The organism is Lederbergia lenta NBRC 16444, assembly GCF_001591545.1.
GTDB classification, from domain to species: domain Bacteria; phylum Bacillota; class Bacilli; order Bacillales; family Bacillaceae_C; genus Lederbergia; species Lederbergia lenta.
In genome coordinates, this window is the sequence record NZ_BCVC01000004.1 from 76,469 (window position 1) to 93,890 (window position 17,422).

At 37.7% G+C, this 17,422-nt stretch carries 12 protein-coding genes; 10 read left to right on the forward strand and 2 right to left on the reverse strand.

What is annotated here, in order from left to right; all coding sequences use genetic code 11:
• Positions 1-14 precede the first annotated feature (14 nt).
• The 8 genes from BLE01S_RS14445 (at position 15) to BLE01S_RS14480 (ending at position 9,062) form a co-directional block, all read left to right on the forward strand.
• Positions 15-806 (forward strand): sulfite exporter TauE/SafE family protein, encoded by a 792-nt coding sequence (locus tag BLE01S_RS14445; RefSeq protein ID WP_066143659.1) that lies wholly within the window; start codon positions 15-17, stop codon positions 804-806.
• Between the two features lie 172 nt (positions 807-978).
• Positions 979-1,698 carry a GntR family transcriptional regulator gene (locus BLE01S_RS14450; protein ID WP_066143662.1) on the forward strand — a complete coding sequence of 240 codons (720 nt, stop codon included), beginning with the start codon at positions 979-981 and terminating at the stop codon, positions 1,696-1,698.
• Between the two features lie 167 nt (positions 1,699-1,865).
• Positions 1,866-3,029, forward strand: coding sequence for an SIS domain-containing protein (locus BLE01S_RS14455; RefSeq protein ID WP_066143665.1), 1,164 nt, complete (start codon positions 1,866-1,868; stop codon positions 3,027-3,029).
• Between the two features lies 1 nt (position 3,030).
• Positions 3,031-3,885 carry a tagatose-bisphosphate aldolase subunit GatY gene (gene gatY, locus BLE01S_RS14460; RefSeq protein WP_066143667.1) on the forward strand — a complete coding sequence of 285 codons (855 nt, stop codon included), beginning with the start codon at positions 3,031-3,033 and terminating at the stop codon, positions 3,883-3,885.
• Between the two features lie 9 nt (positions 3,886-3,894).
• Complete coding sequence (gene pfkB, locus BLE01S_RS14465) at positions 3,895-4,824, forward strand: 1-phosphofructokinase (RefSeq protein WP_066143669.1); 930 nt, start codon at positions 3,895-3,897, stop codon at positions 4,822-4,824.
• Between the two features lie 136 nt (positions 4,825-4,960).
• Complete coding sequence (locus BLE01S_RS14470; protein ID WP_066143677.1) at positions 4,961-5,863, forward strand: ROK family protein; 903 nt, start codon at positions 4,961-4,963, stop codon at positions 5,861-5,863.
• Between the two features lie 14 nt (positions 5,864-5,877).
• Positions 5,878-7,389 carry a sulfatase family protein gene (locus BLE01S_RS14475; RefSeq protein WP_066143682.1) on the forward strand — a complete coding sequence of 504 codons (1,512 nt, stop codon included), beginning with the start codon at positions 5,878-5,880 and terminating at the stop codon, positions 7,387-7,389.
• A 20-nt stretch (positions 7,390-7,409) separates the two neighbouring features.
• Entirely contained in the window at positions 7,410-9,062 is a 1,653-nt protein-coding gene (locus BLE01S_RS14480; RefSeq protein WP_066143686.1) for a DUF4091 domain-containing protein, read from the forward strand.
• 82 nt (positions 9,063-9,144) lie between these two features.
• On the opposite strand, the gene BLE01S_RS14485 is transcribed toward BLE01S_RS14480, so the two are convergent.
• A complete protein-coding gene (locus tag BLE01S_RS14485; RefSeq protein WP_082788750.1) occupies positions 9,145-9,828 on the reverse strand; it encodes a response regulator transcription factor in 684 nt (227 codons plus the stop codon).
• 435 nt (positions 9,829-10,263) lie between these two features.
• Between BLE01S_RS14485 and BLE01S_RS14490 the strand changes: the two genes are divergently transcribed.
• Complete coding sequence (locus BLE01S_RS14490) at positions 10,264-14,061, forward strand: polysaccharide lyase family 8 super-sandwich domain-containing protein (protein ID WP_066143691.1); 3,798 nt, start codon at positions 10,264-10,266, stop codon at positions 14,059-14,061.
• A gap of 124 nt (positions 14,062-14,185) precedes the next feature.
• On the opposite strand, the gene BLE01S_RS14495 is transcribed toward BLE01S_RS14490, so the two are convergent.
• A complete protein-coding gene (locus BLE01S_RS14495) occupies positions 14,186-15,322 on the reverse strand; it encodes a sensor histidine kinase (protein ID WP_169800033.1) in 1,137 nt (378 codons plus the stop codon).
• A 757-nt stretch (positions 15,323-16,079) separates the two neighbouring features.
• On the opposite strand from BLE01S_RS14495, the gene BLE01S_RS14500 reads away from it, so the two are divergent.
• Complete coding sequence (locus BLE01S_RS14500) at positions 16,080-17,381, forward strand: ABC transporter substrate-binding protein (RefSeq protein ID WP_066143698.1); 1,302 nt, start codon at positions 16,080-16,082, stop codon at positions 17,379-17,381.
• Positions 17,382-17,422: the final 41 nt, after the last annotated feature.

Below are 17,422 nucleotides of genomic sequence, written 5' to 3' on the forward strand. Positions count from 1 at the left end.
AAGTTAGTTAGAAGGTGTATATAATTACTATCGTATATTTACTGATTGGTCTGCTTGCATCTATTATTGGATCTATCGCAGGGCTTGGTGGCGGAATTATTATCAAGCCCGTTCTAGATAGTATAGGAACTTATGATGTTGCAACAATTGGATTGCTATCGACAACGACGGTGTTTGCTATGGCCTGTGTATCTCTACTGAAGGCAACACGTTCAGGTATAAGAATAAAAGGAAGAAAAAGTTTTATTATCGCAATTGGATCGATTGTTGGCGGACTTATTGGAAAGTTTATTTTTAATTATCTTGTCAGATCCATGGAAGATCAAAAAATAATCATCGTCATACAAGCAACTCTATTAACAGTACTTATGTTACTGATTCTATTATTTGTTAGAAATAGGGAAAGTATAAAGACGTATCAATTACAGAATGCCATTCTTATTTTTACAATTGGTTTTGGTCTCGGTACTCTTTCCTCCTTTTTAGGAATTGGCGGGGGACCTTTAAATATGGCTATACTTGCTTTTGCCTTTTCGATGAATATAAGGGAATCGGCAATTAATTCAATTTTTATTATTTTTTTCTCACAGTTGTCTTCTCTGATAACTACTGCTTTTACTACTGGATTTACTATTTTTGACTTGTCCGTGTTAGGATATATGGTAACTGGAGGAGTGATTGGTGGTTTAATTGGCACCACACTATCTCAGAAGTTTAACAATCTACAAATGGATAGAATTTTCACCTATACATTAGTTGGTATTATTTTATTGAATATTTATAATGCTATTTATAACCTTCTATGATTATAATGATTGTTTTATTCTTTCATGACCACGTATGTATTGCAATAAAGAAAATAATCCTTCTAAATGTTCCAAACTCATGTTACAATCTAACCAACTGGTAATGACAACATTATGAGGTTTGTCCAAAAAAGGATATATGATCTTAAGTAATGTGGTAAAGGAGAAAAACATGATTGAGAAAGACAACCGTCTGCCCCTTTATTATCAATTAATGGATTCCATTATAGAAAAGATAGAATCCGGCAATTTAAAGGAGCATGACAAGCTTCCTTCTGAGCGGGAACTGTGTGAAATGCATAATGTAAGCCGCACAACCGTCAGACAAGCGATGCAAGAACTTGAAAAGGAACAATTCATTTATAAGCAACATGGAAAAGGTACTTTTGTTTCACCAAAAGTGATTAATCAAAGCCTTGTTACGTTTTACAGTTTTACAGAAGAGATGAAAAAGATTAATAAAATACCAACTTCAAAAGTATTAGCCTTTGAAAAGGTGGATGTTGATAGTAAATTAGCTAAAACAATGGAGATGATCGAAGGCGACTTGTTGTATAAGATTACAAGACTACGCTTTGCGGATGATGAGCCGATGATGTATGAAATATCGTATATTCCAGTTCAAAGATTTCCTGATTTAAAGGAAGATGATCTACAAAAACTTCCGATGTATCATTTGTTTCGGGAAAATTACAATGTAGTTATAACAAAGGCAAATGAAAGATTTAAAGCTATGATGCCCACCTACGAAGAAGCAAAGCGCTTAAACATTCAACAGGGCGAACCAAGTCTCTTAATTGAGCGGATTACCTATGAAGACAGTTCAGTGATTGAATATACTGTGTCCATTGCCAGAGGAGATAAATTCACCTATTCGGTGGAATTGAAGTAGATATAAAAGGAGCAAGCGCCCTTAATCGTTCATATGTGCAAGAAAGCAGTAAGCTAATTCGCCATACGTCGTAGATAATTTAGGGCGCTAATGCTAAATAAGGAGAAACAATTGTCTACTTATATCATACTGGTAATGACAACACTACATTAGGGAGGATGATTAAAATGAGTAGTTATCAAACAGAAAAATCTCATACAATTAGGGAGATAGAACAGCAACCGACGTTATGGTTAAAAGCAGTAAAACAATTCTCCGAAGAAAAAGAGAATATGAAAACGTTTCTAAAAGGCATCGAAAAAAAGCATGGCACAGTAAGAGTTATTTTTACAGGGGCAGGAACAAGTGCATTTATTGGGGAAACGATATATCCTCATGTTCGCCGTGAAATTAGAAATAGGGGTTGGGAAGCAGAGTGTATTTCAACAACTAATCTTACAGCCGCACCATATTACTATTTAGATGCAAATATTCCAACGGTCATGGTTTCTTTTGCTCGATCTGGCAATAGCCCGGAAAGTATTGCAGCAGTTGAAATTGCAGAGGGAATGGTAGAAGACTTCTATGAAATAACGATTACATGTAATCGTGAAGGTGCTTTGGCAAGGAGACAGAGGGGGGAGGAGGAGCAACTTGTTTTACTGCTTCCAGAAGAAGCAAATGATAAAGGATTGGCAATGACAAGTAGTTATTCGACAATGATGTTGACAGCGCTTTATCTCTTTAGTGATGATAAAGAAAAATTTGAGCAGCAATTTGAACAACTAGCCAAGTCTGGTGAAGAGATGTTGCAGGCAAGTAAGGAAGTCATCCCACAACTTTTAGAACAGAGCTTTTCCAAATTGGTTTATTTGGGGTCAGGTGTGTTTGAGGGATTATCTCGCGAATCCTCGCTAAAGTTTTTAGAGTTAACCGGGGGGAAATACCCAACAATGTACGATACAACATTAGGATTTCGTCATGGACCAAAGTCGTTTTTAGATCAAGAAACATTGAGCGTTGTATTCATATCCAACAACCAATATACAAGACAGTATGATCTAGATATGTTAATAGAATTATTTAATGAAAAGAACAGGGGACCAGTTGTAGCAATTTCTGGAATTGCTGATTCGGAAATAGCAAAGCACAGTGATCAGCACCTAATTGTATCTGCTAATGAAGAATTAGAAGATATGTATTTAGCATTTCCTTATATTACTTTTGCTCAATTGTTTGCCTTTGAAAAATCTTTACACAGCGGGATTTCACCGGATAACCCTTCTCCGGACGGGGTAATAAATCGTGTTGTCCAAGGTGTGCACATCTATCCATACGGGGAGGAAAAATAATATGACAGCGACTACTACTACAAACCTTTTGCGTACCGCACAAATAGAGAATTATGCGGTTCCTGCTTTTAATGTGCATAACTTGGAAACGGCAAAAGCAGTTCTAGAAATAGCTGAAGAACTAAGGTCTCCTGTTCTTCTAGCTGCAACTCCAGGGACGATTAAATATATGGGTGAGGAATTTTTGGTTGGACTGATGGAAGCTGGCAGGAAGAGATACAATATTCCGTTTGAAGTCCATTTGGATCATCATGAAAACATCGAAGATATTAAAAGATTGATAGATGCAGGAGTCCGATCTGTCATGATTGATGCCAGTCACCATCCATTCGATGAGAATGTAAAAATCGTTAAGGAAGTTGTTGAATACGCAACCAAGTATGGGGTTTTTGTAGAGGCGGAACTGGGGCGTTTGAGTGGAATTGAAGATGATATGAGTGTCGATGAAAAAGATGCCATTTATACCAATCCAAACGAAGCAAAGGAATTTGTTGAACGAACAGGAATCCATTCTTTAGCAGTAGCAATTGGTACAGCACATGGATTGTATAAAGGAGAACCAAAATTGGATCTAGAAAGATTAAAAGATATCAGGGCTGTTGTTGATATCCCATTAGTCCTCCATGGAGGATCAGGACTTCCTGATACATTAGTAAGGGAAACAATAAACATGGGGATTTGTAAAGTAAATATTGCTACAGAGTTGAAAAATGCATTTGTCGGGGGATTGAAGGATTACTTTATTGAGCATCCAGATGAAAATGATCCAAGAAAATACTTTAAAGATGCTATTACAGAGTTAAAGCAAGTAGCTGCAGATAAAATTGCGATGTGCAAAAGTGCACAGAGAGCGTAGGCATACGAAATGATAGTAACAGTAACATTAAATCCGGCCATTGACGTTTCCTATCGAGTACCAAATTTTCAAATGGATCAAGGCCATCGAGTGGAAAATGGAAATAAAACACCAGGTGGAAAAGCGTTAAACGTGTCGCGAGTTTTGAAGGAAATCGGTAGTGCACCGCTTTGTACTGGTTTTTTAGGTGGGCAAAGCGGTGTATGGATCCAAAAGCAGCTAGATGAGCAGGAAATCGAACATTCTTTTGTAACAATAAAGGAAGAGACAAGAACATGCCTAGCTATGATTGACGAGAAAAGTGGTACGCAAACGGAATTAATGGAAATTGGTCCCGTTGTGAAGAACGAAGAAATAGAAAAATTTAAGGTGTCTTTTCAACATCTACTGAAAGAGGCGACGATGGTCGTTGCCTCTGGGAGCCTGCCTTCGGGTGTTCCTGTCTCCTTTTATCAAGAAATTGGTGCGTTAACAAGAGAGGCAAATATCCCACTTTTATTGGATACAAGTGGGGAGCCTCTTAAGTTTGGGATAGAAGGGAAGCCATTTTTAATTAAGCCGAATCAAACGGAGTTATCACAATACACAGGAAAAGTGGAGTCTACACTTGAGGAAATGATTGAAGCAGCCAAAGCAATTTGCTCACAGGGCGTACAGTACGTTTTACTTTCTTTAGGAGCCGAAGGGGCAGTTTTAATTGGAGAAGATGTTATATGGCAAGCAAAAGTTCCCCGTATTACAGCGGTAAGCCCGGTTGGTTCAGGTGATAGTATGGTTGCTGGGATGGCCTATGCACTTCAGAAGAAATATGATTTAGATGAATGCCTGCGGTGGGCTTGTGCATGTGGGTTAGCAAATGCGTTGGAATCTACGACAGGAATGGTTCAGACAGAAATTGTCCAGCAGTATTTGCCAGAGATTAAGGTAACTGCTTTATAAATTAAGAGTAGAGATACTAACCAACAGACAGTAAGTGGAACGTAATGGCAAGAATCACAATTTTTTGCTATTTAGGAATGGAAAAGACATCTCGCTAAATGATTCGTTCAACTTATAGAGATAGAGGGTGACTTTAATGATTTATAGTGCTTGTTTTGATATTGGCGGCACCTATATTAAATATGGAGTTGTTACGGGAGAAGGAGAAATTTTATTAGCTGGAAAAATGGAAACACCTCTTGACCACGCACAAACAAGTATTCCTGAAATGATTGATGAAAAGATTCAATTTTTCAAGCAACATTATTTAATTGGAAATATTGGTATTTCCTCATGCGGCTTAGTTGACCATCAAGAAGGAAAGGTTATTTTCTCATCAAATATCAAGGGCTACTCAGGTCTAAAATTGGCTGAGGTTCTCCATAAAAAGACAGGTCTTTCCGTTTCAGTAGAAAATGACGTTAGAAGTGCTTGCCTTGGTGAAATGTGGTTAGGGGCTGCTAGCGGAAAGCAAGAAGTTGTGCTCTTAACGTTAGGTACAGGCATAGGTGGAGCTGTCGTTATCAATGGAAAGTTAATGAGAGGCTCAGCAAATTTAGCTGGAGAACTAGGACATATGTCGATTATGCATAACGGAGAAAGTTGCCCATGCGGTGGAGCGGGCTGTTTAGAAAGATACGCATCGACTTCTGCGCTTGTGCGATTTTATAAAGGTCTTTCTGGCCAAGAGTTAAGCGGGAAGGAAATGATGGACCTAGTTCATAAGAACGATCTGTTGGCCCTTGAAGCTTACGATCTTTTCCTTGAGCACCTAGTAACGGGCCTTGTAAATATTGCCCATTTATATAATCCTGAAATAATTATTATTGGTGGGGGCATTACGGAGCAAGGAGAAGTGTTTTTAAAAGATATACTAGAAAAGTATGATAAGAAAGTGATGCAGGTTTACAAGCAGTCGACAAAGCTCGTGTTGGCGCAGTTGCATAATGATGCTGCTTTATGTGGGGCGTATGTCGCAGCCAATCAGCTGATAAAATAAAGAGGTGATTGTGAATGAGGAAACCGAATGTTTTATTAATTACGAGCGACCAGCAGCATTTCAATACAATCGGAGCTTTTAATCCGGAGATCAAGACGCCAAATTTAGATCGATTGGTCCGTGAAGGCACGATGTTTGATCGGGCGTATTGTCCCAATCCTACATGTACACCAACAAGAGCCTCCATTATCACTGGAGTACATCCTAGTCAGCATGGTGCATGGACACTTGGTACAAAACTACTGGAGGATCGCCTAACAGTTGGTGAAGTATTCAAGGAACATGATTATCGAACGGCATTAATTGGCAAGGCTCATTTTCAACAAACGAAGGATTCCGAAGAATATCCATCGATCGAATCGTATCCATTATTAAGTGATCTAGAATATTGGAAGACTTTTGATGAATCATTTTATGGGTTTGAAAAAGCGGAACTTGCAAGAAATCATACAAACGAACATTTAGTCGGTCAGCATTATGCGTTGTGGATGGAAGAAAAGGGGTGTTCTAATTGGAAAGATTATTTCTTGGCACCAACAGGACATATGGATCCAAAAGAAAAGTATACATGGGCTATCCCAGAAAAGTATCATTATAATACATGGATTGCAGAGCGAACGAATTCTATGTTGGAAGATTATGTGGAAAATGAGGAAAGTTTTTTTCTGTGGTCAAGTTTTTTTGACCCCCATCCTCCATATCTTGTCCCAGAACCTTGGGATACAATGTATGATCCTGAAAAGTTAACGATACCTAAAGGAAAAGAAGGGGAACATGACCAAAATCCGCCTCACTTTCAGTTAACTCAGGAGCAAAATCCAGATTTTACTCCCTATCAAGAAACAGGATTTGGCATTCATGGATATCACACACATAAAAATGTGAGTGAAGACGATCATAAAAAATTGACTGCCACTTATTATGGGATGATTAGTTTGATGGATAAGTATATTGGTAAAATTCTCGATAAGCTTGATGAACTTGGAATTGCTGATAATACAATCATCGTATTTACAAGTGATCATGGGCACTTTTTTGGGCAACACGGGCTTCAATATAAAGGCGGCTTTCATTATGAAGATTTAATCAAAGTTCCTTTTATCGTTCGCTATCCAGAGAAAGTACCCGCAGGACGGGTATCAGAGTCCATGCAGAGCCTGGTTGATCTAGCGCCTACATTCTTAAGTATGGCTGGGATTTCCATTCCTCCTCAAATGACCGGAGTGGATCAAACTCAAGTTTGGGAGGGAGAAGAGGAGCAAGCGCGGGATCATATCATTTGTGAATTTAGACATGAGCCGACAACGATTCATCAAAAGACGTATGTTAATGAGCGATATAAAATAACAGTTTATTATAATCAATCCTACGGAGAATTATACGATTTAGAAACAGATCCCGGAGAATTTAATAATCTATGGGATAACCCAGACTATCAAACTTTAAAAACAGATTTATTATTGAAATATATATGGGCAGAACTTGGGAAAGAGGCAATGCCGATGCCACGGATTGCTCATGCATAGTTGAAAATGGGAGGAAAATGATGAATAATATTGAATTCTGCTTAGTGGACTCATTAGAAAAGGTATTTTCAACAGATACACCAACAAAATTAGAATGGAAAGATGTAACCCTTTTCCAACAGGAGCAATATTCTTTTCAACTCGCTTACCGTTGCGCTGGCGAAGAGAAGCAAAAGGTAAGTATCAAAATAAGCACTGATGATACGATAAAAAGGTCTCTGAGTAAGGTGAAAAGTGTTCCTTCTGATTTACCTGCTTATCCGGACAGGCACGATGAATCTTACCTTTCCATAGCTCCCGGATTATTTCCAGACTTGCTTGAGCCGATCTCGGAAGGGGAAATAGAGCTAGAAGTAGAAGGTTGGAATGCTATTTGGATTGATATACAACCTAACCTTGTTGCTAATGGCGAGAAGGCGGTCATCGTTCAGATTGCAAATGAGGCAGACCAAATTCTTTTTAAGGAAACATTAAATATACATGTGATCCCACACTCACTACCTGAGCAAAAGCTTATCCACACAGAATGGTTTCATGCAGATTGTTTGGCAGATTATTATCAAGTAAAAGTCTTCTCAGATGAGCATTGGCGAACAATAGAAAATTTTATTGAGACAGCCAGTGAAAACGGGATCAATATGATACTAACGCCAGTATTCACACCTCCTTTAGACACGAAGGTTGGTGGAGAAAGAACAACCGTGCAACTTGTTCAAATATCATTGACTGATAACGAATATGACTTTGATTACTCTTTACTGAAAAAGTGGTTAGAAATATGTAGGCGTTCTAATGTGAAATATATTGAAATAGCTCATCTATTCACCCAATGGGGTGCAGAGTTTACACCGAAAATTATGGTTATGGAAAATGGTAAGCTAACACAGAAATTCGGATGGAATGTCAATGCAGACAGTGAGGAGTATCAAGTGTTTTTACAAGCTTTTTTACCTTCCTTAACTGCATTTCTTAAAGAAAATTGGGAGCAAAAAAATATCTATTTCCATATTTCTGACGAACCAACTGAAAATTACTTTGAAACTTATTCAAAGGCTAAAGAGATAGCAGAACCATATCTTAAGGATTTTACGATTATTGATGCACTAAGTGATTATTCCTTTTTTGAAAAGGGGATTGTCAAAAAGCCGGTAGTAGCGTCTGATCATATTCAACCGTTCATTGATCATCATGTGCCTAATTTATGGACGTATTATTGTTGCTCACAAAATAGAGAGGTGAGTAATCGATTCATGGCAATGCCTTCTTATAGAAATAGAATCATCGCTACTCAGTTATTTAAATATGACATTGAAGGATTCTTACATTGGGGATATAACTTCTATAATAGTCAATATTCTATTGAACCGATTGATCCTTACTTAGTTACCGACGCTAAAAAGGCTTTTCCATCCGGTGACCCGTTTCTCGTCTATCCAGGGAAAAATGGAGAAGCACTGCCATCTATTCGCTTAAGAGTCTTTTATCAAGCATTACAAGATTTAAGGGCGTTTCAGTGGCTAGCGGAATTAAAGGGAAAACAATATGTAATGGATATTATTGATAAAAATGAAAAGATTACATTTACGGAGTATCCTAAAGAAGGTACTTTTATTTTCGAGATAAGAAAAGAGATAAATAGAGCAATTGAAGAAGCTATCTTAAATAGAGTTTGAGGAAGAAATGATGTTGAGGCTAAGCTGAGAGAATGAATAAAACGAAGGGCGCATCTCATGCTGCACCCTTCGTTTTGTTTCGTTACGAAATATCTTTAATCATATCGAATAGTTTTAGCTCATTTACTTCTTCCACAATTTCCTTCGTACTTATCCTATCAAATTTCTTTAGTAAACTAGTAACTTGTTTTTTTACTGTATCTATTTCCACAGCACGCTCTTTTGCAATTTCTTTTCTTTTTAAACCGCTGCAAAGCAGTTTTAACACTTCTAGCTCTGATGGGGTAAGCGTAGCAATGATTTTGAAAAATTCCGTTAAATGATCTTCTGATTTTTTGATACGAGCAAATTCTTCTCTAATTTTCCCTGCGATAATCGGACGAATGGGGGATTGGTTATTGGCAGCTGAATAAATGGCTTCTAGAATTTCTTCTTTTGGAGCGGATTTTATTAGGTAATCTATGATACCTGACTGAAAAGCCGCAAATACAATATTATTATCCTGATGTACAGTTAACATTATAATTTTTGTATCCGGAAAAATTTTGTGAATTTCAGCAGCTGCTTTAATCCCTGCCATTTGGCTTTCCATTTCGATATCCATTAAAACAATGTCAGGTTTCTTGATTGCGGCAAATGCAACTGCTTCATATCCACTCTTGGCTGAAGCAGTTAGCGATAGCTTTCCTTGACTGCCTATAATTCTCTCAAGCCGCCTGCGATGGGCTTCCATATCATCTGCGATTAATATACTAATAGTTTCCAATAGATTCCCTCCAGCAAATATATCAGGGTGGTATGATTTACACCCTCTCCTATTTATGAAAGTATTCGGTTTCTTTTAGAACAACTGAATGGGCTTTAACCCTGGTTTAAAACGATGACGGAAAATTTTCATTTGATTATTGTCTGTGGTCCATACTTAATGAACTATATAGTGTAAGAGAGTGAATATATGATAGAAGAATATATAAAGTCTATTTATGGGGGAATAATACTTTCCACTTAGCCCGATAAATGAAAACCCTTACAATTATTATACACTAATGTTATTTTTTGAAAAGAAGGATGGTGGATAAAATTATCAGTTTAATTTAAAACCTTTGTAACTAAGTTTCGTTGTGGGTGATTCTCGATATTGCACCAAAAGCTGGGTCAAAGATATATCACCCTAAAACATTAGGATAGGGGAGAGTAATCAATGAATATGAAGCGGTTGGTGAAAAAGAGCTTTTCTATTTTTATTAGCTTTTTATTAATACTGATAATGGTAGTAAATGTGCAAGAAGTGCGGGCAAGTGATTCACAGCCATTACTCAACACTAGCTTTGAAGAAACGGAGAAAGCAAACACAGGTTGGGATGAACTAGGGGCTTCTAAGTGGAGTGTATGGAAACCAACGGGAAGCCCTGTTGTATCCATATCAAATGATGCAAGCTATACAGGCGATTACGGGTTAAAAATTTCCGCTAATGACAATGGTAGAGCTGCTGTTTCACAGGATGTGTCTGTCGAAGGCGGGAAGTCATATGCACTAAGTACTTGGGTGAGAACGGAGGATATAGTTAGTAGTCAAGGTGCACGAATGAGAGTTGTTTTGTATGAGGGGGATCAGCAGCTTGACTTGTTATATTCCAATCGACTGACAGGCACTCATGATTGGTCGCAGATCAAAATGGAAGTGAAAGTCCCTGTTAATGTAGATAGCATTCGGGTACAGCTTTTTTTTGAAACGGGAACTGGTACGGCTATGTTTGATGATGTTTCATTAGAATTAATCAACCCCGCACAAGCAATCGCTATGGAACAGAGTGAAATGGTCCTCAAAAAGGGAGAAACAACATTATTGAATGTACAGGTAGATCCGGTTGATACTAGTTCACTTATTTCTTGGACATCTACGGATGGAACAGTTGCTACAGTAGAAAACGGCACTGTGACTGGTCTTGCAGTAGGTGAAACTCTGATCACTGCTTCCACAGATAATGGATTATCCGCTAGCACTCTTGTAAAAGTTGTCGAAAAGGATGGGATTGAAGGTCCTTCTATTGGGGAGATTGAATTACATCCTAAAGAGCTCAAATTGGAATCAGGTCAAGTACGTTTGTTAAAAGCAAGTACTACTCCAGAAAATGCAAATACTGAAAAGTTGATTTGGGGTTCTTCAAATAAGGAAGTAGCATCTGTACAAGGAGGCATGGTAGAAGCACATTTTGCAGGAACAGCTACTATTACGGTTGAGACAGAAGATGGAAAGATCAAAGGTGAGAGCCAGATTACTGTAATAGATACTGAGCAAGACGAATATGACCAACTTCGTAATAGATGGGAAAGTCAGATCACAAGTCTTGACTACTTTGATGCAACGAATGAACGTATGGTTGAGGTCATTGAGAACAAAACAAAAACAGCGGAAAAATTGTGGAAAAGTATGGTCAAAAATGAAAATCGCTCCTATCTGTGGATTGATTTTACCAGTAAAGATGACTCCGCGGACATAAGAGCCAATTACCGTAATCTAACTGCAATGGCTCATGCTTTTGCAAATGAACATTCATCACTTTATCGTAATCCGGCATTGTTTCAGGATATTCTATCGGCACTTGAGTGGTTATATCAAAATCAATATAACGAAAATATTGTTCAGTACAGTAATTGGTGGCATTGGGAAATTGGCGTACCTAATGAATTAAATAATATTATGGTTCTTTTATATGATTATATGGATAAAGAAACCGTACATCGATATTTAAAAGTTGTGGATCATTTTCAGCCTGATCCGACGAAATCTGGTGCAACTACTCCTGGGAATTATCGTGAAGCAGTTGGGGCGAACCGTATCGATGTTAGTAAAGTAGTGGGAGTACGTGGAGTTATAGTGAAGGATGCAGATAAAATTGCTTCAGCACGTGATGCGCTTAGTCAGACTTTTGAAAACGTCACGGAAGGAGACGGTTTTTATAAAGATGGATCCTTTGTGCAACATGAAAATATCGCCTATAACGGGTCATACGGGATTGTCTTAATTGAAGGCTTGACTGTACTACTAGATCTATTAAGTGATTCTACTTGGGATGTAACCGATCCTAAAGTAAGTAATGTGTATGAGTGGATAGAAAATGCCTATGAGCCCTTTATGTATAAAGGCGCCTTAATGGATATGGTAAGAGGTAGAGCGATATCCAGGAGCTTTCTTCAGGATCATACTGCAGGTCATACAATCATTAAAAGTGTCATACGAATGGCACAATTTGCACCAGAACCGTTTGCTGAAAAATATGAGCGAATGGCAAAATACTGGCTACAAGAAGATACATTTTCAAATTATATGGAGAATGAAGGGAATTTCCGGGATATGACCTTGGCAAAGCAACTGTTGGATAACCAGCAAGTTACGGCAAGGGGAGATCTCGACTTTCATAAGACATTTGCAGCAATGGACCGTGTAGTCCATAGAAAAACAGGCTATGCTTTTGGAATCAGCATGTATTCTGCTCGCATTCAAAACTATGAAGATATGAACAATGAAAATCGTAAAGGCTGGTATACAGGTGAAGGCATGACGTATTTATACAATGTAGATTTGGGCCAATACAGCAATGACTTTTGGCCGACAGTGGATCCTTACCGGATGCCGGGAACGACAATCGATACGATGAAAAGAGTGGACGGAAGTGGGGAACACACTTCATCTGAAACATGGGTCGGTGGTTCAACATTAAATGATCGTTTTGGAACAACCGGCATGTCTTATAAAGGGTGGAATAGTTCACTCACTGCGAAAAAGTCTTGGTTTATGTTCGATGATGAAATTGTTGCGCTTGGATCAGGCATTCATAGCGACGAAGAAAGGAATATAGAAACGATCGTAGAAAACCGAAAAATTCACGATGATGGCTCCAATAAACTTGTTATTAATGGTGAAACACCTGATTTAAGCGATACGAATGACCAAACATTTGATGCCGATTGGGCTTTTCTTGAAGGGAATGTCAAAGGTGCAGATATAGGCTATTATTTCCCAGAGGGGAAAGCACTGACAGTAAAAAAAGAAGAGCGTACTGGTGCTTGGAAGGACATTAATTATGGCGAACCAGCTGACCGTATAAAAAGGTCCTACGCAACTATGTGGTTTAATCATGGCATCAAGCCTAATAATGACACATATTCTTATGTTCTTCTTCCAGGACGAAGCGAAAAACAAACCGAGAAGTACGCCAAACAACCTGATGTTCAAATTTTAAGAAATGATCCGGCTGTTCAAGCTGTACAGGACGTCAAGAAAAATCTCATAGGTGCAAATTTCTGGAATGATGAAAAGCAAACGGTCGGACCTCTAACAGCATATCAAAAGGCTTCTGTTACGTTTCAAGAGAAAGATGGTGTGCTTGAGATTGCTGTTTCTGATCCGACGATGAAAAATAAAGGGGTAATTGAGATCGATATAGATGGAGAAATGGCTAAATTATTGAAAGCTGATGAAAATATTAAAATAGAACAAGTTAATAAGGTATTAAAACTAGAAGTAAATGTGAATCAAGCTCAAGGTGAAACATTTACAGCTAAGCTTCAAATGACTAGCGACAGTATTGAGCCAATAAAGCCAGGTATTACAATCCAAGCAAATGGGCATGTTGAGCTTCTCAAAAGCCTCCATACTGGTAAGAAAGTGCATATTCATAGCAAATGGACAACTGGAGCGGACAACAACTTAGTTGGGAAAGCCAGTATTCATATTACGCCTCAAGGCATGCGTTTAGACTTGAAGGAAGCCGAGTTGCTCAGATTAGATGAAGATCATGCTGAAATAAGAGCTAAAGCTTTCGATCAAAACAATAATATGTATACGGTACAGTTGATCATGAACATCGTATCAAAATCATCGTCACAGCTTTCAGTCCATGTATGGACAGGTGAAGCAGAGGATAGGAAGTCAGTAATAGCAATTAACGATCAAGCTTTCCAAGGTAGTTTAAAAATAAGTAATTTTAAAGAATAATAGCTGAATGTAGTAATGAATACGAAGCGGGCTGTTCCATAAGTCAGATACAAGGCGACTTATGGAACAGCCCCTTATTTAAGGACATATAGACTTTTGGCATAGCCAGAGCCAAGGGGGCTTTTTATACCCTTTTAAATAGGGGTAATAAAATATCAAATTGAGTTGATTTACCTTTCTCGCTTGTCACTTCAATTTTTCCGCCATGACCCGTAATTACTTTATGACAAAATGAAAGACCAATCCCCCAATTAGTAATGGTTGGTTTTGTTGAAAAAAAAGGCGTAAATATTTCGTCCACATTTTCAGCAGCAATTCCCGTACCGTTGTCCACGATTGTCACAGTCCCCCATTGACCTATCTCTTTAATATTAATCCAAATATCTCCTTTGCGATGTGCAACAGCTTCTACTGAATTCTTAAGAATATTATGTATAGCCTCATGGAAATGTTCTTCATCGATATAGACCATGATATCCCGACTCGGTTGTTTGTAGTGAATTGTGGCATCCATAGATTTTGCATGGAAACGATCAATTGCTTTTTCAATAGGTACGGCCAAAGAAGTTGCCTTCATATTTAATGTAATATGTTTTAGCTTATGGTTTGCTTCATCGATACTTTGAAAAGACGTTTCACAGGAGTTTATCATCAATTTCAAGCTATATAATGCATCCTCATCATCAGCGAACTTTTCCTGTAAATATTCTGCTTCAGAACGTATGGCAAGCAGATGGTTTTTGATGGCATGTGTAAATGCTTTTACCCCTAGTGAAGCCGTATCAATTTTTTTCTTTGTAATAATATTAATGCTCGAATAATGCGCCTCAATCGACTTATATTTAAATACATTGAAAATCATGATGCCGATTGCAAATAGAGCAATCAAGGGGAAGAAGCGATACTCAACTAAAAATAAATTGATTGGCGGCTGTATATAATTTGTATAGTTTCTGCTAAACGTAGTCTTCACAAAGTTAATGGGAGCCCAATTGAACATAAGCAAGTGTACAAATGTTAGCGGAATAAGACTAATGACATTATAAAGCGTGTAATGTCGGATATATCTTAATTTATAATAGAGAACGAAATGATGGAAAAATAAAGCAAACCCACCTATAAGGTGTAAGAAGTTGATCGATTGAAAGATGATATCCCCGATATGACTATAAGACTGGTATTCGTAAAGCTTATCTGTATCGACTGCATAATCTTGAAGCATCAGATGAATACTTGGATCATAGTATACAAATTGAATCATGCCAAAAACGCCTAATATTAAATATAAGTTGACTTGCTTTCTCTTGATTTTAAGCGTACTTACGAAAGAAAGAGCAAAACTTAAGAAGGAAAAATAAAATAGAACAATTCCAAAATTAAAGAAGCGAATTAATGTATCCGCATGGAAGTTTTGTAGAATAAGGTTATTCCACGTACCAGGACTAAAATCAATAAACTGATTAACAATATTAAAATAGTAATTGAATTTTGACAAATAGAGAGTAAAAGAAGTGTAGGCCAAAATCCACCCAATTGTTAACGTACTTAAAAAAAATATCGACGAACTTTTTAAGTTTTTATATATAAAGAATATTAAAAGCACAATACATACAAAAAACAAAAAAATCATAATGGTCACTCCTAATGATTAACGGGGATGTTCAAAAAGTCACCAAATGAAAACGGCGAATTGCTTGTTGGGAATAAGGTGTTCCTACTTAGGAAAACGAATCTTTGTTAAAGCAACCTCTGTACTAAAACGAACCTCTGTTAAGAACGCTCAAGTCCTGTGAGCAACACAGAGGCCAGCACATCGTGTACTAGTTTGTTTCTCCTGTAATAAAAGCATATGCTTCAGTCTTCCAAACCTTCGCGCCCCGATTTTCTCATTCCTATTCTGTCACCTTTTGAATAGGCACTGAACGGGGGGAATAAAACTTTCTACTTATTATCTCATCTGAAAACCCTTACATTTAATATACAACAATTTACAACAAAAATTAAGGGGGATCAGTTCCATGAAAAAGAGATCCAGTATATTAGCAATTATATTTGTTTGCTTTGTTTTGCTCGTTGGCTGCTCTAGTGGCAGTTCAAAAGAAGGAAGTGCGGAAACGGGAAAATCAGAAGATACAAATGAAAAAGTTAGCTTAAAAATGGCGGTTTTCCCTGATGACCAAGAGACCTTTGAAAGGGGATATGAAGAGTTTAAGAAAAACAATCCTAACATCAATATTACATTCGAATCCTTTCCTCAACAACAATACTATGAAAAAATTCGAATGCAGCTATCAAGTGGAGAAGGATACGATTTATTCACTGGCCAGATGGACAATATGATCGACACGGGATTGTTAGCACCATTAGACGATTATATTAAAGAAAGTGATATGGATGTTTCAGGATATGGAACGATGTATGACACGTATAAGTCAGAGGATAAAGTATTGAGTCTTCCTTATAGAAAATCAAACTGGATGCTTTATTATAATAAAGATTTATTTGATGAAAAAGGTGTAGACTACCCAAGTGATGACATGACATGGAAAGAATTTCGTGAATTGTCCAAAGAAATGACGAGTGGGAGCGGAGAAAGCAAAGTGTATGGCGCATTTCTACAACAATGGCCACAAACATGGTATATGAGTGCTGTTCAGGCTGGTGCTTCCATTATCGATAAAGATTTGACCCCTTTTAAAGAAGCGTTGCAAATACGTATAGGTCTTGAAAAGGATGGGTCAATCATGGGTTGGTCTGAACAAGTATCGACGGGAGCACACTACAATGCAGCTTTCCAAAAAGGAAATATTGCGATGAACTTGATTGGGGACTGGCATGTTGCCCAGCTTAGAGAAGCAGAGGCAGAAGGGACAATAGACTTCGACTGGGATGTTGTACCAATTCCACATCCTGAAGGTGTAGCGAAAAATACATCATTAGCGCTACCAGTAACAATTATGATGAATAAAAATACAAAGCATGCAAATGAAGCATTTAAATTTATGCAATATATGACAGGTAAAGAAGGTGCCGAGCTATTTGCCTCTGAAGGGTATTTAACAGGTTATATGAATGAGGATGTTGAAAAGGCCTACCTCGGCGATGGATCGCAAAAGCCGGAGAACCTACACTACTTCCTAGAAACGAAGGAATATCCTGAGTATCCAATGCTACTTGGCGTTAAAAATATTGTTGTAGGGCAAATATTTACGCAAGAAGGCGAGTTAGCTATAATCGGTGAGCAATCTGTTGATAAAGCAATTGAGAACATTACAAAGCGTGTAAAAAGTGAATGGGCAAACAAATATGAAGATAAGTAAGAAATAAAAATAAGGCACTGCAACTCCATATCTCCAAATTG

Coding starts and splice junctions, on each gene's coding strand:
- BLE01S_RS14450 (WP_066143662.1), top strand. CDS start 979: ATGATTGAGAAAGACAACCGTCTGCCCCTTTATTATCAATTAATGGAT.
- BLE01S_RS14455 (WP_066143665.1), top strand. CDS start 1,866: ATGAGTAGTTATCAAACAGAAAAATCTCATACAATTAGGGAGATAGAA.
- gatY (WP_066143667.1), top strand. CDS start 3,031: ATGACAGCGACTACTACTACAAACCTTTTGCGTACCGCACAAATAGAG.
- pfkB (WP_066143669.1), top strand. CDS start 3,895: ATGATAGTAACAGTAACATTAAATCCGGCCATTGACGTTTCCTATCGA.
- BLE01S_RS14470 (WP_066143677.1), top strand. CDS start 4,961: ATGATTTATAGTGCTTGTTTTGATATTGGCGGCACCTATATTAAATAT.
- BLE01S_RS14475 (WP_066143682.1), top strand. CDS start 5,878: ATGAGGAAACCGAATGTTTTATTAATTACGAGCGACCAGCAGCATTTC.
- BLE01S_RS14480 (WP_066143686.1), top strand. CDS start 7,410: ATGAATAATATTGAATTCTGCTTAGTGGACTCATTAGAAAAGGTATTT.
- BLE01S_RS14490 (WP_066143691.1), top strand. CDS start 10,264: ATGAATATGAAGCGGTTGGTGAAAAAGAGCTTTTCTATTTTTATTAGC.
- BLE01S_RS14495 (WP_169800033.1), bottom strand. CDS start 15,322: ATGATTCAATTTGTATACTATGATCCAAGTATTCATCTGATGCTTCAA.
- BLE01S_RS14500 (WP_066143698.1), top strand. CDS start 16,080: ATGAAAAAGAGATCCAGTATATTAGCAATTATATTTGTTTGCTTTGTT.